This window comes from Pseudarthrobacter kochi (assembly GCF_055412805.1).
Window position 1 is genome coordinate 33973 of sequence record NZ_JBVAYV010000025.1, and the last position, 25217, is coordinate 59189.

General features: G+C 67.0%; 23 protein-coding genes, 1 pseudogene and 1 riboswitch. Of the genes and pseudogenes, 12 read left to right on the top strand and 12 right to left on the bottom strand.

Annotated elements, in window-relative coordinates:
- Positions 1-18: 18 nt before the first annotated feature.
- A riboswitch (SAM riboswitch) is annotated at positions 19-132 on the bottom strand.
- A 106-nt stretch (positions 133-238) separates the two neighbouring features.
- From hisN to ACZY0Y_RS12990, 4 genes are read right to left on the bottom strand one after another with little or no spacing between them, the layout of a single operon-like run.
- Positions 239-1051 (bottom strand): histidinol-phosphatase, encoded by an 813-nt coding sequence (gene hisN, locus ACZY0Y_RS12975; protein WP_463958367.1) that lies wholly within the window; start codon positions 1049-1051, stop codon positions 239-241.
- Between the two features lie 55 nt (positions 1052-1106).
- Positions 1107-2222 (bottom strand): ribosome small subunit-dependent GTPase A, encoded by a 1116-nt coding sequence (gene rsgA, locus ACZY0Y_RS12980; RefSeq protein ID WP_463958368.1) that lies wholly within the window; start codon positions 2220-2222, stop codon positions 1107-1109.
- Positions 2206-3645, bottom strand: coding sequence for a 3-phosphoshikimate 1-carboxyvinyltransferase (gene aroA / locus ACZY0Y_RS12985; RefSeq protein WP_463958370.1), 1440 nt, complete (start codon positions 3643-3645; stop codon positions 2206-2208). Before aroA ends, rsgA begins: the two co-directional genes overlap by 17 nt.
- A 7-nt stretch (positions 3646-3652) precedes the next feature.
- Complete coding sequence (locus ACZY0Y_RS12990) at positions 3653-4201, bottom strand: DoxX family protein (RefSeq protein WP_463880010.1); 549 nt, start codon at positions 4199-4201, stop codon at positions 3653-3655.
- Positions 4202-4420: 219 nt separating this feature from the next.
- On the opposite strand from ACZY0Y_RS12990, the gene ACZY0Y_RS12995 reads away from it, so the two are divergent.
- Together ACZY0Y_RS12995 and rsrA are read left to right on the top strand one after the other, a co-directional pair.
- The gene (locus tag ACZY0Y_RS12995) at positions 4421-5290 is read left to right on the top strand and encodes a sigma-70 family RNA polymerase sigma factor (RefSeq protein WP_463958395.1); all 870 of its coding nucleotides are present in this window, start codon (positions 4421-4423) and stop codon (positions 5288-5290) included.
- Positions 5287-5547 (top strand): mycothiol system anti-sigma-R factor, encoded by a 261-nt coding sequence (gene rsrA / locus ACZY0Y_RS13000; protein ID WP_463880012.1) that lies wholly within the window; start codon positions 5287-5289, stop codon positions 5545-5547. Before ACZY0Y_RS12995 ends, rsrA begins: the two co-directional genes overlap by 4 nt.
- A 123-nt stretch (positions 5548-5670) precedes the next feature.
- Here the strand turns inward: rsrA and ACZY0Y_RS13005 are convergent, their stop codons facing one another.
- The 5 genes from ACZY0Y_RS13005 to ACZY0Y_RS13025 all read right to left on the bottom strand — a co-directional run bounded on the left by ACZY0Y_RS13005 (position 5671) and on the right by ACZY0Y_RS13025 (position 11942).
- Complete coding sequence (locus tag ACZY0Y_RS13005) at positions 5671-5745, bottom strand: 50S ribosomal protein bL37 (protein WP_104061284.1); 75 nt, start codon at positions 5743-5745, stop codon at positions 5671-5673.
- A 90-nt stretch (positions 5746-5835) separates the two neighbouring features.
- Positions 5836-6456: a PadR family transcriptional regulator gene (locus ACZY0Y_RS13010; RefSeq protein ID WP_463958372.1), complete on the bottom strand. Its 621-nt coding sequence runs from the start codon at positions 6454-6456 to the stop codon at positions 5836-5838.
- Complete coding sequence (locus ACZY0Y_RS13015; RefSeq protein WP_463880017.1) at positions 6456-7283, bottom strand: DUF4097 family beta strand repeat-containing protein; 828 nt, start codon at positions 7281-7283, stop codon at positions 6456-6458. The genes ACZY0Y_RS13010 and ACZY0Y_RS13015 overlap by 1 nt, the downstream gene beginning before the upstream one ends.
- Positions 7284-7416: 133 nt before the next feature.
- Entirely contained in the window at positions 7417-8016 is a 600-nt protein-coding gene (locus ACZY0Y_RS13020; RefSeq protein ID WP_160664768.1) for a GDSL-type esterase/lipase family protein, read from the bottom strand.
- 134 nt (positions 8017-8150) lie between these two features.
- Positions 8151-11942: a multifunctional oxoglutarate decarboxylase/oxoglutarate dehydrogenase thiamine pyrophosphate-binding subunit/dihydrolipoyllysine-residue succinyltransferase subunit gene (locus tag ACZY0Y_RS13025; RefSeq protein WP_463958375.1), complete on the bottom strand. Its 3792-nt coding sequence runs from the start codon at positions 11940-11942 to the stop codon at positions 8151-8153.
- A gap of 304 nt (positions 11943-12246) precedes the next feature.
- Between ACZY0Y_RS13025 and ACZY0Y_RS13030 the strand changes: the two genes are divergently transcribed.
- The 8 genes from ACZY0Y_RS13030 to ACZY0Y_RS13065 all read left to right on the top strand — a co-directional run bounded on the left by ACZY0Y_RS13030 (position 12247) and on the right by ACZY0Y_RS13065 (position 21618).
- The gene (locus tag ACZY0Y_RS13030; RefSeq protein WP_463958376.1) at positions 12247-13722 is read left to right on the top strand and encodes a GuaB1 family IMP dehydrogenase-related protein; all 1476 of its coding nucleotides are present in this window, start codon (positions 12247-12249) and stop codon (positions 13720-13722) included.
- 258 nt (positions 13723-13980) lie between these two features.
- Entirely contained in the window at positions 13981-15318 is a 1338-nt protein-coding gene (locus ACZY0Y_RS13035; RefSeq protein WP_463958378.1) for a hemolysin family protein, read from the top strand.
- Positions 15315-16382, top strand: coding sequence for a hemolysin family protein (locus ACZY0Y_RS13040; protein WP_024368012.1), 1068 nt, complete (start codon positions 15315-15317; stop codon positions 16380-16382). Before ACZY0Y_RS13035 ends, ACZY0Y_RS13040 begins: the two co-directional genes overlap by 4 nt.
- A gap of 114 nt (positions 16383-16496) precedes the next feature.
- Positions 16497-17456: a metal ABC transporter solute-binding protein, Zn/Mn family gene (locus ACZY0Y_RS13045; protein ID WP_463958380.1), complete on the top strand. Its 960-nt coding sequence runs from the start codon at positions 16497-16499 to the stop codon at positions 17454-17456.
- A 116-nt stretch (positions 17457-17572) separates the two neighbouring features.
- The gene (locus tag ACZY0Y_RS13050; RefSeq protein ID WP_463958381.1) at positions 17573-18388 is read left to right on the top strand and encodes a metal ABC transporter ATP-binding protein; all 816 of its coding nucleotides are present in this window, start codon (positions 17573-17575) and stop codon (positions 18386-18388) included.
- Positions 18389-19279, top strand: a complete 891-nt coding sequence (locus tag ACZY0Y_RS13055; RefSeq protein WP_463880030.1) for a metal ABC transporter permease — start codon at positions 18389-18391, stop codon at positions 19277-19279. It abuts the gene before it with no gap.
- A gap of 87 nt (positions 19280-19366) precedes the next feature.
- Positions 19367-19996 carry a TetR/AcrR family transcriptional regulator gene (locus ACZY0Y_RS13060; protein WP_463958383.1) on the top strand — a complete coding sequence of 210 codons (630 nt, stop codon included), beginning with the start codon at positions 19367-19369 and terminating at the stop codon, positions 19994-19996.
- Positions 19993-21618: an MDR family MFS transporter gene (locus ACZY0Y_RS13065; protein WP_463958385.1), complete on the top strand. Its 1626-nt coding sequence runs from the start codon at positions 19993-19995 to the stop codon at positions 21616-21618. The genes ACZY0Y_RS13060 and ACZY0Y_RS13065 overlap by 4 nt, the downstream gene beginning before the upstream one ends.
- Before the next feature lie 69 nt (positions 21619-21687).
- Here the strand turns inward: ACZY0Y_RS13065 and ACZY0Y_RS13070 are convergent, their stop codons facing one another.
- On the bottom strand, positions 21688-22149 hold the full coding sequence (locus ACZY0Y_RS13070; RefSeq protein ID WP_463880276.1) for a Fur family transcriptional regulator: 462 nt from the start codon (positions 22147-22149) through the stop codon (positions 21688-21690).
- A gap of 103 nt (positions 22150-22252) precedes the next feature.
- On the opposite strand from ACZY0Y_RS13070, the gene ACZY0Y_RS13075 reads away from it, so the two are divergent.
- Positions 22253-22909, top strand: coding sequence for an MBL fold metallo-hydrolase (locus ACZY0Y_RS13075; RefSeq protein ID WP_463880038.1), 657 nt, complete (start codon positions 22253-22255; stop codon positions 22907-22909).
- Between the two features lie 4 nt (positions 22910-22913).
- Here the strand turns inward: ACZY0Y_RS13075 and ACZY0Y_RS13080 are convergent, their stop codons facing one another.
- Entirely contained in the window at positions 22914-24041 is a 1128-nt protein-coding gene (locus tag ACZY0Y_RS13080; protein ID WP_463880041.1) for a PLP-dependent cysteine synthase family protein, read from the bottom strand.
- Positions 24042-24089: 48 nt separating this feature from the next.
- On the opposite strand from ACZY0Y_RS13080, the gene ACZY0Y_RS13085 reads away from it, so the two are divergent.
- Positions 24090-24959, top strand: coding sequence for a sulfurtransferase (locus ACZY0Y_RS13085; RefSeq protein WP_463958387.1), 870 nt, complete (start codon positions 24090-24092; stop codon positions 24957-24959).
- 14 nt (positions 24960-24973) lie between these two features.
- On the opposite strand, the pseudogene ACZY0Y_RS13090 reads toward ACZY0Y_RS13085, so the two are convergent.
- A pseudogene (locus tag ACZY0Y_RS13090) lies at positions 24974-25217 on the bottom strand (HNH endonuclease); the annotation flags it as partial.

Here is a 25217-nt window from a genome sequence, read left to right on the forward strand (position 1 = left end):
AGGACCCCACGTACCGGGGATCCGCGCTTGCCGGGTCCGTTCCGGACCGGCCAGGTCGTCACCCGGGGCACCCCACCGCGAATGGAGGGTTGCCGGCCAGCAAACCGGGGTTTCGCGCTGGCACTCGTGACCTGTTTCGAGCGTAGGCCATGCCTGCTGCCGCGGAAAAGGCAGGGCAGGAATGTGAAGTGTTTTGTTACGGGACGCGTCCGGACCTGCAGGACGACGCCGGAATTCCCTACAGGAGGTCGTCGAGCCCCGGGTTGAGGCGTTTGAGGACCTCCGAGTGCAGGATGGAGTTGGTGGCGAGGGCGTTGCCGCCGAACGGGCCGTCTGCTCCTTCGAGGGAGGTGAAGCGTCCGCCCGCCTCCGTGACGATCGGGACCAGCGCGGCCATGTCGTAGAGGTTCAGTTCGGGCTCGCAGGCGATGTCGACGGCGCCTTCGGCCACAAGGCAGTAGGACCAGAAGTCGCCGTAGGCGCGGGTGCGCCAGACTTCCTCGGTGAGGCCGAGGAACTCATCGAGGTTGCCGCGCTGCTTCCAGCCGCCCAGGCTGGAGTAGGACAGCGAGGCGTCCGAGAGTTTGGAGACGTTGGAGACTTTCAGCCGGGTGGCGGCCGCCAGCGACCGGCCCATGTACGCACCGGCGCCCTTGGCGGCCCACCAGCGTTTGCCCAGTGCCGGGGCGCTCACGACGCCGACGACCGGCTCGCCCTCGTCAACAAGGGCGATCAGCGTGGCCCAGACGGGGACGCCGCGGACGAAGTTCTTGGTCCCGTCAATCGGGTCGATGATCCAGCGGCGGGAGCCGTGGCCGGAGCTGCCGAACTCCTCGCCGAGCACGGCGTCGCGCGGCCGGGACCGGGACAGCTGGCCGCGGATGGCTTCCTCGGCCGACTTGTCGGCGTCGGTCACCGGTGTCAGGTCCGGCTTCGTCTCAATCCGAAGATCGAGCGCCTTGAAGCGGCTCATGGTCTGGGAATCTACGGAATCTGCCAGTACATGGGCAAGGCGCAGGTCATCGTTGTAGCTCGAAGCGGGTTGACTCATGGTTCCAAACTACCGCCAAAGCGGGCGGGGGCGCGGTAGGCTGCGCCGCAGCCCGCTAGGAGACGGTGCCCAGTTCCTTGACGTCCTGGGCTTCCATGCGGGGATCTGTTCCGAGCAGGCGGCGGAGTGAGGCGAGCCGGGCCGGGCCGGATTCGCCCGCATGGCCGGCGGCCACCCAGGCGTCCACGCCGCAGTTGACGGCGCTGGAATCGTGCTTGCAGCCCCGCTCGCAGTCGTCGGTGCCGGGCTCAAGATCGGGGAAGGACCGCAGGATCCGGTCCGGGTCCACATGGGCCAGGCCGAAGGAGCGGATGCCCGGGGTGTCGATGATCCAGCTGCCTGCCGGTGCATCGTTGACCTTGAGGGCCAGCGCGGAGGAGGAGGTGTGGCGGCCGCGCCCGGTCACGGCGTTGACGCCGCCGGTGGCGCGCTCGGCGCCGGTGAGGGCGTTGACCATGGTGGACTTGCCGACGCCGGAGTGGCCCAGCATGACGGTGACCTTCCCGTCGAGATGGGCGCGAAGCTGGGAGACGGCGTCCTTGTCCAGCCGGGCCGAAAGCCCGTCGTCCGAGCGGGCATCGATGCCGGACGCCGCGGAGTCCGCCGTTTTGGAGATGATGACCGGGAAGTCAAGGTGCTGGTAGTTGGCAAGGAGTTCCGCGGGATCCTTGACGTCGGCCTTGGTGACGAGCAGCAGCGGCTCGATGTCGGCGTCGTACGCGGCCACGAGGGCGCGGTCGATGAACCCGGTCCGGGGCTCAGGATTCGCGGCCGCCACCACGATCACCAGCGTATCGGCATTGGCGACGACGGCGCGCTCGATCGGGTCGGTGTCGTCGGCGCTGCGCCGCAGCAGTGTCTTGCGGTCCTGGATCCTGACCAGCCGTGCGAGGGTGTCCGGTTCGCCGCTGACGTCCCCGACAAGGGAGACGAAGTCGCCGGCGACGACCGGGTTCCGGCGCAGTTCCCGGGCGCGGGCGGCGATGATCTTGCGTTCCCCGGGGGTACCCTCGGCGACGACGGCGGTGTAGCGTCCGCGGTCAACGGTGATGATCCGCCCGGTGACGGCGTCCTCGTAGGCGGGCCGGTCCTTGGTGCGGGGCCGGGTGCCTTTCTTGTTGGGGCGGATCCGGACGTCGGATTCGTCCCAGGAGTCAGTGCTGCGTGCCACCGGAGGCGTCCTTGTCTGCGGGGGTTCGCTGCGCCAGCATGGCTTCCCAGAGCTGCGGGAAGTCGGGCATGGTCTTGGCAGTGGTCGCAATGTCCTCGACCTCGATGCCGGGGACAGCCAGGCCCAGGATGGCGCCGGCTGTGGCCATGCGGTGGTCCGCGTAGCTGTGGACGACGCCGCCGTGCAGCGGTGCGGGCCGGATGATGAGGCCGTCGGCCGTCTCCTCGGCGTCGCCGCCCAGGCCGTTGATCTCGGCCACGAGGGCGGCCAGCCGGTCCGTTTCGTGCCCGCGGAGGTGGGCGATGCCGCTCAGCCGCGAAGGCCCGGTGGCCAGGGCGCAGAGGGCGGCGACGGTGGGGGCGAGCTCGCTGGTCTCGTCGAAGTCCGCGCCCTTGATGTGCGGGCCGCCCCTCACGGTCAGGGTGCCGTCCGTGAGCGTGACGGTGGCCCCCATCGTCGTGAGGATGCTGCGCCACAGATCGCCGACCTGGGTGGTCCCGGGCGGCCAGTTGGGAATACGAACGGTGCCGCGGGTGGCCAGGGCCGCTGCGAGGAAGGGTCCGGCGTTGGAGAGGTCCTGTTCGATCCGGAGGTCAAAGGCGCGGATGGGCCCGGGGGAGACCACCCAGTGGTTCGGGCGGGAATCATCCACGGCCACGCCCACGCCGCGGAGGACGGCGACGGTCATGTTGATGTGGTCCAGGCTCGGCACGGGCTTTCCCGCGTGCCCCCCGCTTTGATGTTCGACGCTTTGATGTTCGACGCTTTGATGTTCGAGGTGCAGTCCCTCGGTGAAGCGGGCGCCGGCCAGGAGCAGCGCGGACACAAACTGCGACGACGCACTGGCATCAATGACCAGATGGCCGCCCCGCACGGTGCCGGTGCCGGTGCCCTCGACGGTAAACGGCAACGACGACGCCGGTCCGCCGTCGGGCGCCCTGACGGCCACGCCCAGTCCGGTGAGTGCATCGATGATGGGGCCCATCGGGCGCTTGCGCGCGTGCGGGTCGCCGTCGAACAGTGTTACTCCGCGGCGCAGGGCCGCGACGGGCGGGACAAACCGCATGACGGTTCCGGCCAGGCCGCAGTCGATGGCCGTGTCCGTGCCGGCGGCGTCAAGGCTGATCGGGACGATTTCCAGGTCGGGACCGAAGTCGCCGTCGCCCGGAACCTCCGTGATGGTGGCTCCGAGTTGCCGCAGGGCCTCGACCATGAGGGCGGAGTCACGGGAATGCAGGGGGGCCCGCAACCGTGAGGGCCCGTCCGCGAGGGCAGCCAGCACGAGGTACCGGTTGGTCAGGGACTTTGATCCCGGGACGGTGACCGTCGCGTCGACCGGCCGTCCGGCGAATGGCGCCCGCCACAGCGGGGCACTGTCGGCCGGAACGGAGGGGGCAGCTGCGGTGGGGGTGGTGCCTGTCATTGCTGCTTTAGGCTCCGACGGTGTGGTCGACGGCCTTGCGGACGGCCTTGTCGGCCTTCTTCAGCTGTTTCCCGGTGGTCTTCTTGACGTCAGCGGCGAGGTGGCCGGCGTTCTTTTTGGCGTCCGCGGCGAGGTGCTCGGCGCGCCAGGCCAGGCTGGGGCGGCCGTTCGTGTCGACGGCGGCCAGCAGCACGCCGCCGGTCAGTGAGACGTTCTTGAGCAGTTGCTTGCGGCGGGCGTCGCGGCCTTCCTTGGACGTGATGTCCGCGCTGCGCCATTCAACGTAGCTGTTGAGCGCGGAGATGACGGCAAGGATGGTGGCGGCGAGGCGGGCCGACTTGCCAACCGCGAAGAGGACGCCGGCGCCGACCTGGGTACCGCCGATGACGCGGGCCAGGACCTTTTCGTTGGTCTGGAACGGCAGGGATTCAGCCGCGCGGCGCAGCAGGGGGGACAGCTGCGTGGCAGTGTCATCCGCGTTCTTGAGCTTGTCCATGCCCGCAAGGACGAAACTGGAGGCGAGCATGGGCCGGGCGAGAAAGCGGACAAAGGACATGAATTTCCTCCTGGATGGACGAACCGCGGAATCAATGCGGGAGAACCGGTTCTAGTCTTGCACTTTTGTGGAATATTTGCCCGCCGGGCGGGGTTGTGAATGACGTGTTCGAGCTGCTTATTTGCGGCTGGAAGGTGGCGGGACGACGAGCCGGGAGGCGGAGATTTGGTACTGGTGAAGGACGCGCAACTGGCGGACTATCCCGCGGAGTTGTGGGCCATGGGACTGCGCGAAGGAACCGTGCCGGCAGTTTCGGCCGCCCGCCGCGCGGTGACAGTAGACTTGAGGGCAATGAGCACCATGGATCCGGCCGTTGCGGCCATGCACGAGGTCGCCGGAAACGGCGCCACGCCCGCTAAGTCACCTGCTGCCGGCCCCGCCGGCGCACCCTCTGGCCCTGCCCCGAGGCCCGACGCCGTTCAGGAGGCTGCCGCCCGGGAGACAATCGTGGACGGGCAGGCGCTGGACGTGGCGACTGAAACCACGCACGAGCGGCGGATACGGTTCGAACGCGACGCCATGCAGTACGTGGACCAGCTGTACTCCGCGGCCATGAGGATGGCCCGGAATCCCGCTGATGCCGAGGACCTGGTGCAGGAGGCGTACACGAAGGCGTTTTCCGCGTTCCACCAGTACAAGCCCGGCACCAACCTGAAGGCCTGGCTGTACCGCATCCTGACGAATACCTACATCAACCTTTACCGCAAGCGGCAGCGCGAGCCGTTGCAGTCGAACTCGGACACCATCGAGGACTGGCAACTGGCGCGTGCCGAATCGCACACCTCCTCGGGACTCCGGTCGGCGGAGGCCGAGGCGCTGGACCACCTGCCGGACTCGGACGTGAAGCGCGCCCTGCAGTCCATTCCGGAGGAATTCCGGCTGGCAGTCTACTTCGCCGACGTCGAGGGATTTGCGTACAAGGAAATTTCAGACATCATGAACACCCCGATCGGGACCGTCATGTCCCGTCTGCACCGGGGCCGGAAGATGCTGCGGGACATGCTCGCCGACTACGCCGCCGAGCGCGGATTCAAGGCCGCAGATGCCACCGCTGCAGCCGGAAGCAACAAACAGGAGAACAGGAAATGAGCGACTGCCAGGGACTGGGCGACTGCGACGACGCCCGGATGCAACGTATTTACGAGTACCTTGATGGTGCCCTCACCCACGAGGACATCGCCGAGATCAAGGCCCACCTGGACGGGTGCCCGGAATGCTTCGAGCAGTATGACCTCGAGTGTGTCATCCGCGTTATGGTGAAGCGTTCCTGCACCGAGGCAGCCCCGGAAAACCTCAAGAATTCGATCCTGGACCGGATCCACTCCAGCAGCCCGGTCGAAGCCTGACGCAGCGGGGCCGCACTGCAAAGGGCAGCCCTGCCTGTAAAGGCATCCCCGCCAAAAACGAATGACCCCGGAAACCGTGAGGTTCCGGGGTCATTCGCCTAAAGCTGTCATTCCAAGCTTTGCTTAGGCGTTGGGGCGCTTGCCGTGGTTCGCGCCGCCACGCTTACGGTCACGACGTTTACGTGCACGCTTGCTCATAGCTGGCCTCCTTAATTTTTGGTACTCAAAAGAGCTGCCCTCAAGTCTCCCACATCAGGGCACCCGCCGCGAACCGGCGGGGCGGGCGGATCACTCGAGGGAATTGCGGATGGAGATCCGTGCCTGGTCCAGCACCGTCTTGACGGTCTCCAGCGTCACGGGAGTGATGGGGTGCCTGCCGCCGTGCCGCCGCAGCTCCACGCGGATGTCGTCGCGGAAGGCCTGCACCAGCATCTCCGCCTCCCGCAGCCGGTTGTCGCCCTCCTGGGAGTAGCGCTGGCCTGCCAGCGAGGCGACCGTTGAGCCGGCCGCACGCGCCGAGGAGCGCGCTGCCTCGGCCGTTGCGGCCAGGTCCGCCCGGAGGCCCCGCATGTTGACCTTGATGTCCTGCCGCAGGTTGTCGGCGAGGCGCCGGACGGACGCGGAGATGTCATTTTCCACGCCGGCCAGTTCGTCCCGCCGGCTGTTCAGCTCCACGAGCCCGCCCGGGGTGATGCTGTAGTAGGTCCGTCGTCCCTCGGCGTGGGTGGCCACGAGCCCTTCCTCCTCGAGCTTGCCGAGCCGCGGATAGATGGTTCCGGCGCTGGGGGAGTAGGTGCCGCCGAAGCGTTCGCTCAGCGCCTTGATGAGTTCATAGCCGTGCTTCGGACCCGACTCCAGCAGTGCGAGCAGGTAGAGCCGCAGCGCCCCGTGGGCGAAGACCGGAGGCATCAGATCCCCGTTTCGGTGTCCGCACTGGGCGGGCGGTGGAAGATCGACGTCTTGCCCGAGACGGAGTTGGTGCGGACCAGCATGAGCTGGCTATCGGGTCCGGCGATGGTCTGCACGGATCCGCCGGGCTGAACGTACTTCGTGTCGCCGATGACGACGGCGCCGCTGGCGGACTTCGCGATGATGTCCACGCCGACGTCGTGCGGCAGGCGGATGGTCACGTCGCCCGACACTGAATTGGCGCCGAAGTCCTGGGTGAAGCCGTGCAGGTCGAAGCTCAGGTCCCCGCTCACTGTGTTGGCGCGGATGTGGCTGAAATCGCCGGAGGCGGTGACCTCGCCTGAGACGCTCCTGGCCGTCAGCACGCCGTGGTGGTTGCGGGCAATCACCTCGCCGCTGACGGTGTTGACGGAGAGCTCCCCGGAGGTGCCGTCAGCCAGGACCGAACCTGAGACGGTGTTCAGACGGGTGTGCCCGCTGATGCCGGACACCATGCCGTCGCCGCTGACGGTGCCAGCCTCGACCTCCACGCCGGCCGGAAGGGCGATGCTGATGACCACCGAGTTGTTGCTCGTGTTGATGACCGTGTCCATCAGGTTCTTGAACCAGCCCTGCGGCCCGTGCAGCTGGTGCCGGACCTCGAGGCGTCCGTTGACCAGGCTTATCGCCAGCGGGTCGCCGTGGACCTCGGACACTTCGATCCGGGCGACGGCCTCCTCATGGGCGACGATGTCGAAGCGCCCCCGGACGATGCCGAGTTTGAGCGAGGTGACGCCGTCGACGTCGATCGTCTGCGGACCGGTGACAGTCCAGTTATTCTCTGACATGGCTCCTCCAGGAGGGCGATACTTCGTGCGAATGGTTGCGATATATCGTGACTATGAAGTCACGATATATCGCCGAATCTGCACGGTCAAGATATATCGCGAAAATCCCGGGCGCCCCCGAGGTGCGGCCCGCCTACTCCGGGGCGTCCATCCCCAACCACTGGAACCAGCCGCGGTGCAGCACGAGCCACGCCATCAGTCCGTAGCCGGCCTGGCCGGGGGTGCCGCCGTTGGCTGCCAGGTCCTGGCGCCACTGCTCGTGGTTCAGCAGCGGCGAGAAGGTGTCGACGTAGAGGTGTTTGCGCCGGGTGGTGACGTCGGCGAAAGCCGTATTCAGCTCGCCGAGCCGGCGGTTCTGGGTCGGGTCGAGGGTGGGCGGCGGGCCCACGACGAACACTTCGATCTTGTTCTGCGACGCGGAGTCGAGGATGTTGGCGAGGTTGAGCCGGCTGCGGGCCGTGGAGAGTCCAAACTCGATATCCCGGCCGGAGAGGCCGATCACCAGGCGGTTCTCAGCGTGGTCGTTGAAGCGCCGGCCGGCTTCCTCGAGCCAGCGGGCCGCCAGACCCTCCGTGCCTTCCTCCGGGCAGGGGAGGGAGTAGCACTCCAGGGACAGCCCGTCCTGCGGCGTGCGAGCCAGGACCCGGCCCAGCCAGCCCAGCGCGCGGGGATCACCCAGGCCGGCCAGCATTTCATCGCCCACGGCTGCGATCCGCAGCTTTCGATCTTCCACGACTACCTCTTCACTTCAGGGTGTCCATTAAACCGTTCCCCGGGACCGTCTCAGACGGAGGGGAACAAAGCCGGTTAAACAACGGTGCCCGGCCGGAGTTGCGTGTTTACATCTCCGGCCGGGCAGCGTTGACCTTACTTACGTGCGAATGCCTGCTTGAGCAGCGCGTCCTGCTCGGCCGCGTGGCGCTTCATCGATCCTGCTGCGGTGGAAGCCGAGGCGGGACGGGAAACGAGGCGGACCCGGCGGTCCAGTGCGTCCGGAAGGTTGAGGCCGATGAACGGCCACGGGCCCTGGTTGGCGGGTTCGTCCTGTGCCCAGACAACCTCGGCGTTCGGGTACTTGGCAAGCTCAGCGGCAATCTCTTCGGCCGGCAGCGGGTAAAGCTGCTCGACCCGGACGATCGCCGTGGTCTTGTCTCCGGTCTTCTGCCGGGTGGACAGCAGATCGTAGTACAGGCGGCCTGACACCAGCAGGACACGCTCGACGGCGTCGCCCTGCAGCTGCTCGTGCTCGGGGATGACGGGCCGGAAGGTGCCGGTGGTGAAGTCCTCCACGGAAGACGCTGCGGCCTTGAGGCGGAGCAGCTGCTTCGGCGTGAAGATGATCAGCGGCTTGCGCGGCCGGCTGTACGCCTGCCGGCGCAGCAGGTGGAAGTGCGACGCCGACGTCGTGGGGTTGGCCACGATCATATTCTCTTCGGCGCACATCTGCAGGAAGCGCTCGATCCGGGCGGAGGAGTGGTCCGGTCCCTGGCCTTCGTAGCCGTGCGGCAGCATGAGCACGAGCGAGGAGCGCTGGCCCCACTTCTGCTCGGCCGAGGAGATGAACTCGTCGATGATGGTCTGCGCGCCGTTGACGAAGTCGCCGAACTGCGCTTCCCAGAGCACCAGGGCATCCGGGCGTTCCACCGAGTAGCCGTATTCGAAGCCCATGGCCGCGTATTCGGACAGCAGGGAATCGTAGATCCACAGCTTGGCCTGGTCCTCGGAGAGGTGCGCCAGGGGCAGCCACTCGTCACCGTTGGCGCGGTCGTGGAAGACGGCGTGACGCTGCACGAAAGTGCCGCGGCGCGAGTCCTGGCCGGCAAGCCGGACGGGAACGCCTTCCATGATGAGCGAGCCGAACGCGGCAAGCTCCCCGAAGCCCCAGTCGATGCCGCCTTCGCGGGACATCACTTCACGCTTCTCCAGCAGCTGCTTGAGCTTGGCGTGGACCGTGAAGCCCTCGGGGATGTCGGTGTGGGCCTTGCCGATGCGTGCCAGTGTCCCGGCGGAAATCGCCGTCGACGCCGGGGCACTGACGCCCAGGTCGGTCTGCTGGGCGAGCGGGCGCTCCAGGTCCGAGACCGCGGCGGAATCGGCGGTGATGATGGGGATCGGTGAGGTCTGCGCGGCATGGGTTTCGGCGAAGACACGCTCCAGCCGTTCCTGGTAGTCGCGCAGCAGCTGCTCTGCTTCTTCCTCGGTGATGTCACCTCGGCCGATCAGGGATTCGGTGTACAGCTTGCGGACCGAACGCTTGGCCTCGATCAGGTTGTACATCAGTGGCTGGGTCATCGAGGGGTCGTCGCCCTCGTTGTGCCCGCGGCGGCGGTAGCAGACCATGTCGATGACAACGTCCTTGTGGAACCGCTGGCGGAATTCGTAGGCGAGCTGCCCGATGCGGACCACGGCCTCCGGGTCATCGCCGTTCACGTGGAACACCGGCGCCTGGATCATCTTGGCGACGTCCGTGGAGTAGGTGGACGAACGCGACGACGACGGGGCGGTGGTGAAGCCGACCTGGTTGTTGACAACGACGTGGATGGTGCCGCCGGTGCGGTAGCCGCGCAGCTGGGAGAGGTTGAGCGTTTCCGCGACAACACCCTGGCCGGCGAAGGCGGCGTCTCCGTGAATCATGATCGGAAGCACGGGGAACGCTTCGCCGCGGTCGAGGCGGTCCTGCTTGGCCCGGACGATGCCTTCGAGGACGGAGTCCACGGCCTCAAGGTGGGACGGGTTGGCGGCGAGGTATACTTTCGTCTCCTTGCCGTTGTCCGAGGTGAAGGTGCCCTCGGTGCCGAGGTGGTATTTCACATCACCGGAGCCCTGCACGGAGCGGGGGTCCTGGGTTCCTTCGAATTCGCGGAAGACCTGGGCGTAGGTCTTACCGGCAATGTTGGTGAGCACGTTGAGCCGGCCGCGGTGGGCCATGCCGATCGCCACTTCGTCGAGTTCGTCGTCGGCCGCGTCGGAGATGATGGCGTCCAGCAGCGGGATCAGGGACTCGCCGCCCTCAAGCGAGAAGCGCTTCTGGCCGACGAACTTCGTCTGCAGGAAGGTCTCGAAGGCTTCGGCCGCGTTGAGCTTGGAGACGATGCGCAGCTGCTCGTCACGGCTGGGCTTGGAGTAGGGGTGCTCCAGCTGGTCCTGGAACCATTTGCGTTCCGCGGGGTCCTGGATGTGCATGTATTCGATGCCGGTGGTGCGGCAGTAGGCATCGCGGAGCACTCCGAGGATATCCCGGAACGCGAGCATGGGCTTGCCGCCAAAGCCGCCGGTGGGCCATTCGCGGTCCAGGTCCCACAGCGTGAGGCCGTAGGTGAGGACGTCGAGGTCCGGGTGCTTGCGCTGGACGTATTCCAGCGGATCGGTGTCTGCCATCAGGTGGCCGCGGACACGGTAGGCGTGGATGAGCTGCTGGATCCGGGCGACCTTGTTGATTTCGTCGGCCGGGTCCACCTGCAGGTCCGGGCTCCAGCGCACGGGCTCGTACGGGATGCGCAGGGACTCGAAGATTTCGTCGTAGAAGTTCTGCGCGCCGAGCAGGAGCTGGTTCACGAGCTTCAGGAACTCGCCGCTGCCGGCACCCTGGATGACGCGGTGGTCATATGTGGACGTCAGTGTGACGACCTTGCTGATGGCGTTCTTCGCGATGATCTTCGCGCTGGCACCCTGGAATTCCGCCGGGTAGTCCAGTGCGCCGACGCCGATGATGGCGGCCTGGCCCTTGGACAGGCGCGGCACCGAATGCACGGTTCCAATGCCGCCCGGGTTGGTGAGCGAGACCGTGGTGCCGGAGTGGTCGTCCGCGGTCAGCTTGCCGGCACGGGCACGCTTGATCAGGTCCTCGTAGGTGTGCCAGAACTCGGAGAAGTTGAGGGTCTCCGCCTTCTTGATGTTCGGCACCATGAGCAGGCGGGTGCCGTCGGGCTTGGGCATGTCGATGGCGATGCCGAAGTTCACGTGCGCCGGCTGGACCGCGACAGGCTTGCCGTCGATCTCGTCGTAGTACACGTTCATCGAGGGGAACTGGGCCAGGGCGCGGATGACGGCGTAGCCGATCAGGTGCGTGAAGGAAACCTTGCCGCCGCGGGCGCGGGCGAGGTTGGAGTTGATGACCACACGGTTGTCGATCAGGAGCTTCGCTGGGATCGCCCGCACGCTGGTGGCGGTCGGCACCTCCAGGCTGGTGATCATGTTGGTGGCGATGGCCTTGGCCGGGCCGCGGAGGACGGAGACGACGTCTTCCTCGGGGGCCGTGGGCGCCTTGATGTTCTTGGGCAGCTGGGCCGGGATCGGCGTGGTGCCGGGACCGGCTTCCGAGGTCTTGGAGCCGTCGCGGGCAACAGTGGCCGGGGCTTTCTTCGCGGCAGCGGGAGCTGCGGCCGGTGCGGGCGCGGCGGCCGGAGCGGGCGGCTGCGCTGCCGCCGCGGCAACCGGAGCTACAACAGGAAGTTCGCGGGTGGCGGGGCGGGCAACTGCCGCTGCGCCTGAGGCTCCGTTGGTGGAGGAACTGTCTCCGGCGTCGAAGGATTCGAACAAGGGCCACCACTTGGCGTCCACCGCGTTCTTGTCCTGCTGATAACGCTCGTACAGTTCGTCAACGAGCCACTCGTTTCCGCCAAATTCCTCTGGTAGACGGTGGCTAGGCTGCTCTGGCACTTGAATTACGCCTCTTCCATGAGTTTGATTCCCACTGGTTTCACGGTGCCTCAGCACGACGATTGAACCAGTCTCCGCGTCCAGTGAACCCAGACCCATGCCAGTCTAGTGACGATTCTTGCCAAACCGCCAATAAGGGTGACTCAAATCATCAAGTCGCCTCAACGCGCCGGAGCCGCACGCGATCCGGCCCTCCGGAGGCCTTTTGGGCAGCAGCGGGAGCGGCCGTGCGGGGCCCTGGAGAGCCTCGCTAGAATCACTCGGAGAACCCGTTGAGCACCGGAATGCCTATTAAGGAGCAGCCGTGCGTTTCCTGACCGAGCCCACCACCGACCTGACCTATTCGGACCTCTTCCTCGTACCGTCCCGTTCCGACGTCACCTCCCGGCTGGATGTGGACCTGGCGGCCGACGACGGTACGGGCTCCGCGATTCCCCTGGTCGCGGCCAACATGACGGCGGTGACCGGCAAGCGCATGGCTGAGACCATGGCGCGGCGCGGCGGACTGGCGGTGCTGCCGCAGGACGTCCCGCTCGGCGTGATCCGCGACGTGACGGCCTGGATCAAGTCCCGACACCCCGTCCTGGAAACACCGGTCACGCTCTCGCCTGCCAGCACCGTCATTGACGCCCTGCACCTGATGGGCAAGCGTCCGCACGGGGCCGTTATGGTCGTGGACGACGCTGGCGCCGTCGCCGGCATCGTCCGGAGTGCGGACTGCGAAGGCCAGGACCGGTTCGCCTCCCTTGCCTCGGTAATGCGCGTCCAGCCGCTGGTCCTGGAGGCGGAACTGCTGGAGGACACGCGCGCCAGCGGCACAGGACCGGGCGCCGGCTCCGGCCTGCGCCGTGCCTTTGAGGCCATGGACGCTGCCGGGACCGACTTCACGCCCGTGCAGCGGGACGGAGTCCTGGCCGGGGTCCTCACCCGGAAAGGCGCCCTGCGCTCGACTCTGTACCGGCCCTCGCTGGACAGTGCAGGCCAGCTCAAAGTGGCGGCCGCCGTCGGGATCAACGGCGACGTCGCCGGGCGTGCCGCGGAACTCCTCGCCGCCGGGGTCAACGTGCTGGTCCTCGACACCGCGCACGGCCACCAGCAGAAGATGTTCGATGCCCTGGCCGCCGTGAAAGGCCTCAACCCCGGCGTGCCCGTGGTGGCCGGCAACGTGGTCACGGCGGAGGCGACCCGCGAACTCATCCAGGCCGGCGCGGACATCGTCAAGGTCGGGGTGGGCCCCGGTGCCATGTGCACCACGCGCATGATGACGGCCGTGGGCCGGCCGCAGTTCTCCGCCGTGCTGGAGTGCTCGGCCGCCGCGCGGGCCGCCGGCGGGCGGGTCTGGGCCGACGGCGGCGTCCGCTACCCGCGCGACGTGGCGCTGGCCCTGGCGGCCGGAGCAAGCCAGGTCATGATCGGTTCCTGGTTCGCCGGAACCCACGAGAGCCCCGGGGACCTGCAGCAGGACGCCGGCGGGCGGCACTTCAAGGAGAGCTTCGGCATGGCCTCGGCCCGTGCCGTGCAGAACCGCAACCAGCGCGAGGGCGCCTTCGAAAAGGACCGCAAGGCCCTCTTCGAGGAAGGCATTTCCACGTCCCGGATGTTCATCGATCCGGTGCGCCCCGGCGTCGAGGATCTGCTGGACATGATCACCGCCGGGCTGCGCAGCTCGATGAGCTACGCCGGCGCCGCGGATCTTGCCTCGTTCCGGGAACGCGCCGTGGCTGGCATCCAGTCCGCGGCCGGCTACGAGGAAGGCCGCCCGGTCCCGCAGAGCTGGTAGCCGCTGCTCCTGTAGACTGAAACTCTTATGGACAGTAAATCTAGGTGCCGGCCTGGGGGCTGTCAGCGGGGGATGGAAATCCTTCCCGCGCAGTCCACCCGAAGAGCCGGCAAACCCCGTTCACGCGCCCATCATTCTCCGGCGGCACACCAGCCAGGTGCCTATCAAAAAACCGGAGCCTTCCAGGAAACAGGGTCGGCCTCGTCTGACCATCCTCCGCCGGGCCGCCGCCGCGCTGCCCCGGAAGCAGGCCGCTAAATGGAGTGGCTACTTCTCGGCGCAGGCCTGCTGCTCATCCTCGGAACCGGCTTCTTCGTAGCCGTTGAATTCTCCCTCGTGGCCCTTGACCAGGCCTCGGTCCAGCGGGCCGTGGACAGCGGCGATACCGCCGCCGCGCCCCTGCTCAAATGCCTCAAGTCCCTGTCCACCCAACTCTCCAGCTGCCAGCTGGGCATCACCATCACCACCCTGCTGACCGGCTACGTCATGGAGCCCTCGGTCGGCAAACTGCTCGAAGGGCCGCTGGCGGCCCTGGGATTGCCCGCAGCCGCGGTTTCCTCCGTGTCACTGGTCCTGGCGATGGCACTCGCGACGCTCCTGTCCATGCTGATCGGCGAGCTGGTCCCGAAGAACATGGCGATTGCGCTGTCCTTCGAGGTCGGCAAGGTCCTGGCCCGTCCGCAGCTGATCTTCACGGCGATCTTCAAACCCGCCATCGTGGTCCTTAACGGCTTCTCCAACAAGGTGCTCAATATCTTCGGGCTGGAAGCCAAGGAAGAGATTTCGGGCGCGCGGACCCCGGCCGAGCTCGCGTCCCTCGTGCGCCGCTCCGCGGCGATGGGGACCCTCGACGCCGGCACCGCCAACTTCATCGCACGGACCCTCAAATTCTCGGGACGGACAGCGGCGGACGTCATGACGCCCCGCATCCGGGTCGAGACCATCGACGGCGACCAGCCGGTATCGGACATTGTCGAGGCCGCACGCCGCACCGGCTATTCGCGGTTCCCCGTCATCGGGGAGTCCTCGGACGACATCCGCGGCGTGGTGCACATCAAGAAGGCCATCGCCGTCCCCTCGGGCCGGCGGGCCAAGCTGGAGGCCGGCGCCATCATGACCGATGTGCTCCGTGTTCCGGAAACCATTCACCTGGACGCACTGCTGGCGGAACTGCGCGAAGGCAACCTGCAGCTCGCCGTCGTCCTGGACGAGTACGGCGGAACCGCAGGCATCGCCACCCTGGAGGATCTTGTCGAGGAAATCGTCGGGGAAGTGGCCGATGAACATGACAAGGTCCGGCCCGGGCTGCTGCAAAGCGCCTCGGGCGACTGGTACTTCCCGGGCCTGCTGCGGCCCGATGAACTCTCCGAACAGATCCCGGGCCTGACCGTGCCCGATGAGTCTGCCTACGAAACGGTGGGAGGTTACGTCATGAGCAAGCTGGGCCGGATTGCCTCCGTGGGGGATACCGTCGACGTTGTTGGCGGCACCCTTGCTGTCACCCGCATGGACGGACGCAGGATCGACCGGATCTGCTTTGAGCCCGTCCGCGCGCACCATGACGAGCACTCCAAGGGCCAGGTCGGTGCCGCATGAGCGACTGGGCAGGAATCCTCTGGCTTGTGGTCCTGCTGCTCGGCAACGCCTTCTTCGTGGGTGCCGAGTTTGCGGTCATGTCGGCCCGCCGGAGCCAGATCGAGCCGCTCGCCGAGGCGGGATCCAAGCGGGCGCAGACCACTCTGCGCGCCATGGAAAACGTCTCGTTGATGCTGGCCTGCGCGCAGCTCGGCATCACCGTGTGTTCGCTGCTGATCCTGCAGGTTGCGGAGCCGGCAATCCACCACCTGATGGCCGTGCCGCTGGAGGCCGTGGGCATCCCGGTGGAGATCGCCGACATCGCGGCGTTCGCCGTCGCCCTGCTGGTGGTCACCTTCCTGCACGTCACCATCGGTGAGATGGTCCCGAAGAACATTTCAGTCTCCGTGGCGGACAAGGCAGCCCTGTTGCTGGCTCCGCCGCTGATGTTCGTCGCCCGGCTGGTCAAGCCGGTGATCGTGGCGCTCAACTGGGCCGCGAACCACATCCTGAAACTGATGCGGATCGAGCCGAAGGACGAGGTCACGTCGTCCTTCACCCTTGAGGAAGTCCAGTCGATCGTGCAGGAATCCACCCGCCACGGGCTCGTGGACGACGACGCCGGACTCATCACCGGTGCCCTGGAGTTCTCCGAACATACGGCCTCCGATGTGATGGTCCCGCTCGACAAACTGGTGATGCTGAAAGCGAACACCACTCCGGTGGAGTTCGAGAAGGCCGTGAGCCGCACCGGGTTCTCCCGCTTTCCGATGCTCGACGACGACGGGATGCTCTCCGGCTATCTGCACATCAAGGACGTGCTCTCCATCCCGGACGCCGCCTACCACCAGCCCATCGCGGAAAGCCACATCCGCTCCCTGGCGAACCTGGCCATGGGCGACGAAATTGAGAAGGCCATGTCCGTCATGCAGCGCACCGGCTCGCACCTGGCCCGCGTGATCGGCCCGGACGGCCTCACCCAGGGCGTTTTGTTCCTTGAGGACGTCATCGAACAGCTCGTCGGGGAGATCCGGGACGCCACGCAGGCGACCGGCTACCGGAGGCTCGGCCAGGACCAGCAGTAACACGGCCAGCCGCAACGTCAGGGTGTAGCCCTAAATAGGAATCATTCCCATTTAGGGCTACACTCGAACTGTTGCTATTGCTGCTGATTCTCAATAACAGATCCGAGGTCCCCTGTGCGTCGTCCTGCTGCCCGTGCCGTCGTTGCCGCCTTTGCCGGCGCCACCCTGCTGCTGACGGCCTGCTCGCCGACGCCGGGGAACCCGGCCCCGGGTGCCGGCGACGGAATTGTCGATGTCGTTGCCTCCACGAGCGTTTACGGCGACATCGTGGGCGCCATCGGCGGAGACAAAGTGCGGGTCACCTCCGTCATCACGCGCACCAGCCAGGACCCGCACAGCTACGAGGCCACGACGCAGGACAAGCTGGCGGTTTCCAAGGCCGAGCTGGTGGTGGAGAACGGCGGCGGCTATGACGACTTCATCCACAAGCTCGCGGACGACACGGGACTCGACCACGGCAGCGTCCTGAATGCCGTGGAGCTCTCCGGGCTGGCTCCGGAAGAGCCTGCCGGCGCGTCCGCTGCCGCCGACGGGCACGGCCACAGCCCCGCCGGCTTCAACGAGCACGTCTGGTACAGCCTCCCCGCCATGGCCCGGATGGCTGACGCCGTCGCTGCCAAGCTGGGCGAGCTTGAACCGTCCTCCGCCGGGACTTTCCGCGGTAATGCCGCGGCGTTCAAGGACTCGCTCGGCGGCCTTGAGGCGAAGCTGGCCGGACTCAAGGCGTCCGCCGGGGCGGCGCCCGTCGCCGTGACGGAGCCGGTGCCGCTCTACCTGCTCGAAGCCGCCGGCCTGGCAAACCAGACCCCTGGTGAATATACCGCCGCAATCGAGGAAGACGCGGATGTGCCGCCCGCCGTGCTCAAGGCCACCACCGACCTCATGCGTGCGGGCAGCATCAGGCTCCTGGCCTACAACCAGCAGACCGAAGGTCCGCAAGCAGTGGCTGTGCGGGACGCCGCGGCAGCTGCCGGGGTCCCCGTGGTGAATTTCAGCGAGACCCTGCCGGAGGGCAAGACCTACCTGCAGTGGATGACCGGGAATGTCGACAACATCGCCAAGGCCCTGGCCTAGGATTAGCAGACAGCCCCCCGCTGTACGGCCGCTCAGGCAGCCCGGCAGACATCCCGGCCAGACGGCCCAGGTAAAGAACGCGAGCCGACGGCTTGCGCAGAATTCGAGGATCCAAGTTGACACCCGTAGTGAGCCTCCGTGGAGCCTCCCTGATGTTCGGCAAACGGACGTTGTGGGAGGGCCTGGACCTGGACATCAACCCGGGTGAATTCTTCGCTGTCCTCGGCCCCAACGGCAGTGGCAAGACGACGTTCCTCAAAGTCCTGCTCGGCCTGCAGGAGCTGAGCTCCGGCACGGCCACGCTCGCGGGGAGGCCCGTGGCGCGGGGCAGCCGGGGGATCGGCTATGTCCCGCAGCAAAAGTCCTTCGACCCCGACACTCCGCTGCGCGCCCGCGACCTCGTCGGGCTCGGCGTCGACGGCCACCGTTGGGGCCTTCGGCTCGGCGCGGCGAAAGTGAACCGCAGAATCGATGAGCTGCTGGACCTCGTGGGGGCCGCCGATTACGCCAAGGTACCCGTGGGCCAGCTCTCCGGCGGCGAGCAGCAGCGGTTGCGCGTGGCGCAGGCGCTTGCCACCGAACCCAAAGTGTTGCTCTGCGACGAACCCCTCCTGTCCCTGGACCTCCAGCACCAGCAGGCCGTCAGCGGGCTGATCAACAAGCAGTGCCACGACCAGGACAGCGCCGTGGTGTTTGTGACGCACGAGATCAACCCGATCATGGACTATGTGGACCGCGTGCTGTATCTGGCTGGCGGACGCTTCCGGGTGGGTCCGCCGGAGGAAGTCATGACCACCGAGGTCCTGTCCGATCTCTACGACAGCCACGTCGAAGTGATCCACGCGAACGGACGGCTGATCGTCGTCGGGCTGCCGGACGCCACGACCCACCACCACGAGGACGCCCACGCCGTGGCGGGGGAGGTGGGCTAGGTGGACCTGGACAACCTGCTCAACTCAATCTTCAACTTCGAGAACTACGGCGAACTGCTGGTGCTGGTCCAGAATTCCCTCTGGGCCGGCGCTGTACTGGGCCTGCTCGGCGGCCTGATGGGAACCTTCGTGATGAAGCGGGACCTGGCGTTCGCCGTCCACGGGATCTCGGAACTCTCCTTTGCCGGCGCGGCCTTTGCCCTGCTGATCGGGACGGACATCGTCCTGGGATCCCTGGTGGGATCCGTCGTGGCGGCCCTGCTGCTGGGTCTGCTGGGCGTCCGTGCCAGGGACAAGAACTCCATCATCGGCGTCATCATGCCGTTCGGATTGGGCCTGGGCATCCTGTTCCTCTCCCTCTATGAGGGGCGGGCGGCCAACAAATTCGGCCTGCTCACCGGGCAGATTGTCTCGGTCGGCACCGTCCAGCTCCAGGTGCTGGCCGTCGCCGCCGTCGTTGTGATGCTCGCCCTGGTGGCCATCTGGCGTCCGCTGACCTTCGCCAGCGTGGACCCCGATGTCGCCTCGGCCCGCGGCGTGCCCGTCCGGGCACTCGCCCTCGGGTTCATGCTTTTGCTGGGCGTCAGCGTCGCCCTCTCCATCCAGATTGTTGGCGCCCTGCTGGTGCTGGCACTGCTCATCACTCCCGCGGCAGCGGCCATGCGGGTGACGTCCTCGCCCCGGCTGGTGGTCATTCTCAGCGTGGCGTTCGCCATGACGGCGACGGTCGGAGGCATCCTGCTGGCCCTCGGCGGCCGGATTCCGATCAGCCCCTATGTCACCACACTGTCCTTCCTGATCTACGTCGTGTGCCGGGTGGTCGGCGCGGTCCGGGCCAAACGCGGACTCAATGGACGGGTGCTGCGGGCTACGGAGGCGTCGGCCGCCTGAGCCGGCGCGCGATCGGCGCGCACTAAGTTATGCATCAGTGCAAGTATGCACTTGTGCAGTCATTGCAGTTATGCAATTATTTAGGCCATGACTAATGTTGCCGCGCTTCCCTTGCGTGAGCGCAAAAAAGCTGAGACCTGGGCCGCCCTCCATGAGGCGGCTGCCTCGCTTGCCCTGCAGCACGGCGTTGACGAGACCACGGTGGAAGCCGTCGCCTCCAGCGCCGGAGTCTCCCCGCGGACGTTCTTCAACTATTTCCAGGTGAAGGAAGACGCCATTCTGGGGCTGCGCGAACCTGTCCTGGAGGCGTCACAGCTGTCCCGGATCTCCACCACGGCGGACGATCTGGTGGGGCAGATCTCGTGCCTCCTGGTAACCGTTGCCTGGACAGCGATCGGAGGCACCGACCGCACGCGGCGCCGCCAGCTCATCGCCCGGTATCCCAATCTGGGCCGCCGCCATATGGACTACATGGTCAAAGCCGAGGGCCTCGTCTGCCAGGGGATCGCCGGCGTGCTGGCCCAGGATCCCGCCTGGGCGGCGGGCGCCGAAGGCTTCGGCCCCGAGGAGGCCGCGCGCATGCTGGTCATGATCGCCGGAGTCCCCATCCGCTTTGATCTCACGTCAGCCAATTTCAACCCGGTCGAGGGGATCTCCGCAGAGACCCTCGGACCGTCGTTGGCCCTGCTCCACCATTTACTAAGGAAAATTTCATGACCAAGCACGCTGTCCCCGCCGCGGGACAGGCCGAAGGAGAGCAGCACATCGTGCTGCTCTTCGTGGGCCTTATGCTCTCGATGCTCCTGGCAGCACTGAACCAGACCGTGCTCAGCACGGCACTGCCCACCATCGTCGGCGAGCTCCACGGCGTCAGCGACATGCTCTGGGTCATCACCGCCTTCATCCTCGCCTCCACCATCACCATGCCTATCTACGGCAAGCTCGGCGACCTGATGGGACGCAAGGCCCTGCTGATGGCCGCCATCATCCTGTTCATGATCGGGTCCGTCATCGGCGGCCTGGCCAACGACATGGGTGTGCTTATCACGGCCCGCGTCGTCCAGGGCCTCGGTGGCGGCGGTCTGATGATCCTCTCGCAGGCAGTTATCGCCGACGTCGTACCGGCCCGCGAACGCGGCAAGTACATGGGCATGATGGGCGGCGTCTTCGCCATTGCTTCCGTCGCCGGTCCGCTGCTGGGCGGCTGGTTCACCGAAGGACCCGGCTGGCGCTGGGTCTTCTGGATCAACATCCCCCTGGGCCTGCTTGCGCTGGCCGGGGCCGTGTTCTTCCTGAAGCTGCCCAAGCACGCCGGCAAACCGCGCCTGGACCTCGGCGGCATGGTGCTGCTCGCCATCGCGACCACCTGCCTCGTGCTCTTCGCGACCTGGGGCGGCGGCAAGTACGAGTGGAGCGATCCGATCATCCTGGCACTGATCGCCGGCACGGTGCTCAGCGCCGTTGCCTTCGTCCTGGTGGAGCGCCGTACGGCCGAACCGATCATTCCGCTGCACCTGTTCAAGGACCGCAACTTCAACCTTTCCACTGTCGCCGGCCTGCTGATCGGCGTGGCCATGTTCGGCGCCATCGGCTACCTGCCCACCTATCTCCAGATGGCTTTCAGCGTCAACGCCACCGAATCCGGGCTGCTGATGATTCCGATGATGGGCGCCCTGCTGGTGGCCTCGGTGGTCTCCGGCCAGCTCGTCAGCAGGACCGGCCGCTACAAGTGGATGCCGATCGCGGGCGGCGTGCTGGTTGCCATCGCCCTCGTGCTGCTCTCCACGCTCAAGCCCGAAGCTCCGCTCTGGGAAATCTGCGCCTACCTGGCCGTGATGGGCCTCGGGCTGGGCCTGAGCATGCAGATCATGGTGCTCATCGTGCAGAACTCCTTCCCGCTGCGCGAAGTCGGCACCGCCACGGCGTCGAACAACTTCTTCCGGCAGATCGGGGCCACCCTGGGCTCCGCCGTGGTGGGAAGCCTCTTTGCCAGCCGGCTGGCCGAGCTGCTCACCGAGCGCCTGCCGGCCACGGCAACCGGCGGCGGCACGCCGGGAGGATCGAACTCACTGACTCCTGCAGTGGTCAGCCAGCTGCCGGCGCCCATCAAGGAGGCCATCATCTCCTCCTACAACGACGCTCTGACGCCGATCTTCATCTGGATGGTTCCGCTGGCGCTGGTCGCCGCCGCGCTGATGTGCTTCGTCAAGCAGAAACCCCTGGCCATCGCCATTGAGCACGATGTGCTCTCCGAATCCATTTCGGAAGGCAACATCCTGATCACGGCCGACGACGCCGACGACGAGGCCTTCGCCCCGGCCGCCGGGCCGAGGAAGTAGCCGGCGAAAACCCCACGCCACCGCGGGCCGGGCTGCAGCAACTGCAACCCGGCCCGCGGTGTTTTTTACCTAGTGGCACCCAGCCCGGGCGGTGCAGTCCGGGCAGAGGCCGAAAATTTCCACGGTGTGTTCCACTGCGGTGAAGCCATGCTCGGTGGCCGTCCGGGCGGCCCAGGCCTCGACTGCGGGTGCCTCGACTTCGACGGCCTTGCCGCAGTTGCGGCACAGCAGATGGTGATGATGGCCGGTGACGGCGCAGCGCCGGTACACGGCCTCGCCGTCGGCGTTCCGGAGGACGTCCACCAGGCCCTCGTCCGCGAGGGACTGCAGGATCCGGTATGAGGTGGCGAGGGACACGGAGGTGCCGCGGTCCTGCAGGATGCGGTGCAGCTCCTGCGTGCTGACGAAGTCTGTCAGTTCGTCAAGGACGGCGCTGACCGCGAGGCGCTGCTTGGTGACACGCTGCTCCTTGGCCGCGGCAGGGGCCGGCACGGTTGCCCGGCCGCCGTCGGCGGTGGCGCCGTGGGACATCGTCGAACTCGCTTCGCTGGTGGTCTTGATACGGGTGGTGGCAAGGTCCCAGATTACCAGCCGGCACGTGGACACCGCCGTGGCAGGACCTTAGGCTGGCCGGATGTTGCTGACTAAGTTCACCCATGCCTGTGTCCGGCTCGAGAAGGATGGCAAAGTGCTGGTCTTCGACCCGGGAAACTTCTCGGAGACGGACCAGGCCCTCGCCGGCGCCGATGCCGTGCTGGTCACCCACGAACATGCCGACCACATCGACGTCGGGGCCGTCGCGGCCGCGCTGCTCGGCGGCGCTTCCCTGCAGCTTTTCGCGCCGGCGGGGGTCGCCGCACAACTGCGGGAGAAGGCGCCCGGCGCCGGGACGAGGATCCACGCGGTGGCCCCCGGCGAGGTCTTCGAGGCGGCCGGCTTCTCCATCCGGACTTTCGGCGGGCAGCACGCGCTGATCCATCCGCAGATTCCCGTCGTGGCCAATATCGGCTACTTCGTGGATTCCAACGTCTACCACCCGGGCGATTCCTTTATAGTGCCCGACGGCGTGGAGGTCCGGACGCTGCTGGTCCCGATCCACGCACCCTGGAACAAAGTGGGGGAGGTGGTCGACTTCGTGATCGGCGTGCGTGCACCGATTGCCTTCCCGATCCACGACGCCCTGCTCAATGACGCCGGGCGGGGACTGGTGGAAGGGCATGTGACCCGGTTCGGAGCCAGGTACGGTACTGACTACCGGCACCTTTCGACCGGGGACACCGTGGAAGTCTAGGCAGCTACTGCGGCCAGGACCCGCTGGCGAAGAATTCCCGGATGGCCGCTTCATGCGGTTCGGGATCCAGGTCCTGGGACCGCAGCCACTCCGGGCTGTAGTAGTTCCCGGCGTAGCGGTCGCCGCCGTCGCACATCAGCGACACAACACTGCCGCGGCGGCCCTCGGCGATCATCTCCGCGATGAGCTGCCAGACGCCCCACAGGTTGGTGCCGGTGGACGGGCCGGCGTGCAGGCCGGCATGGGAGAGCAGATGACGCATCGCGGCCACCGAGGCCGCGTCCGGGACCTGGATCATGTGGTCGATGACGGCCGGGACGAAGCTGGGTTCCAGCCGCGCCCGGCCGATTCCCTCGATCCGTGACGGCTGGCCCACACCGGCCACACCGGCGTCGGGGGCTGCATTGTTCGGGGTGCCGCCGTCGGAAGTTCCGCGGCTTTCCAGCCAGCCGGGGTAGAACGCGGAGTTCTCCGGATCCACGACGGCCAGCTGCGTGTGGTGCTGGTGGTAGCGGAGGTAGCGGCCGATGGTGGCGCTGGTGCCGCCGGTGCCGGCGCCCACCACGATCCAGCGCGGGACCGGGTGCTCTTCCAGGGCAAGCTGGTCGAAGATCGATTCGGCAATGTTGTTGTTGCCGCGCCAGTCTGTGGCCCGTTCGGCGTAGGTGAACTGGTCCATGTAGTGGCCGTTGGTGCGCTGTGCGAGTTCCGCGGCGGCCCCGTAGACCTCCGAGGCGTGGTCCACCAGCAGGCAGGAGCCGCCAAACTGTTCAATCAGGGCGATTTTCTCGCGGCTGGTGGTCCGGGCCATCACCGCAATGAACGGCAGCCCCAGCAACCGGGCGAAATAGGCTTCCGATACCGCCGTGCTGCCGCTGGAGGCCTCGACAATGGTGGTGCCCTCAGCGATCCAGCCGTTGACCAGCCCGAACAGGAACAGCGAGCGGGCCAGACGGTGCTTGAGGCTTCCCGTCCGGTGCGTTGACTCGTCCTTGAGGTACAACTGGACGCCCCAATGCTCCGGCAGCGGGACGGAGTACAAATGGGTGTCCGCGGACCGGTTGTTCTCTGCATTGATTCTGCGGATGGCCTCGTCGGCCCATGCCCGGTCCTGCTGTCGCGCGTTGATCACCGCACCAGCCTACCGGCGGCGGCAGATTCCCATGGATAGAGTTGGCGGATGCAGACCCTCATGGACGTCGCCACACTGAAGGACCTTGTCGGCGCGGACAGCGCCGGCCGGCGGACCGTGGTGCTGGATGTGCGCTGGGCGCTCGGCGACCCGCACGGCCGGGAGCACTACCTTGCGGCACACCTCCCGGGCGCCGTCTTTGTGGACCTCGCCACTGAACTGGCCGGACCCGCCGACCCACGCCGCGGCCGGCACCCGCTACCGGCCCTGGAACAGTTCCAGGCGTCCGTGCGCGCCTGGGGAGTCCGTCAAGGTGACGTCGTAGTGGCCTACGACGACAGCGGCAACCTGGCCGCCGCCCGGCTTTGGTGGATGCTGCGGAATACCGGTTTTCCCGACGTTTACCTGCTCGACGGCGGCCTGGCCGCCTGGCGGGACGCCGGCTTCGACGTCGAAAGCGGCGAACCGGAGACGGAGCCCGGGGACGTTGAGCTGACCGGCGGCGCCCTGCCCGTCATCGACGCAGGGCAGGCGGCTTCCTGGGGCCACCAGGGACTGCTGCTGGACGCCAGGGCAGGGGAGCGGTACCGCGGGGAGTTCGAGCCAGTGGATCCGCGTGCCGGCCATATCCCGGGAGCCGTGAGTGCCCCCACCACTGCCAACCTCGGAGCGGACGGCAGGTTCCTGTCCCCGGCCACGTTACGGGAGCGCTTCATGAGCCTGGGGGTGCGCTCAGACGTCCCCACCGCCGTCTATTGCGGCTCGGGCGTTACCGCGGCCCACGAAATTGCAGCCCTCGAAATCGCCGGATTCCCCGCGGCACTCTACCCGGGGTCGTTCTCTGAATGGTCCAACAACGACTCCAACCCTGTTGTGACCGGGGATGCGCCGTACGCAGACGGCAGTTCGGCGCAGTAGTACGGGTCGTTCGTTCAGGCTGCGGACCGGTCTTTTGCGCGGGCGCGGAGGAGCGTTTGGGCCCGTTGGCGGCGTTCGCGGCGGTGGTTGGGGCTTTTGGCCGCGGCCGGGTCCGGTTCCGGTGGGTCGGTGCCGGTTCCGGGCAGCGGCGGTGCGGTGGAGTGGTAGGTGTGCCCGGTCGGCGTCGTGATTTGGAGCGTGTGTCGTGGGCCGGGGCGGGGTCGTGAGGACCAGCCGGGGATTTCTTTGGTGTGGTTG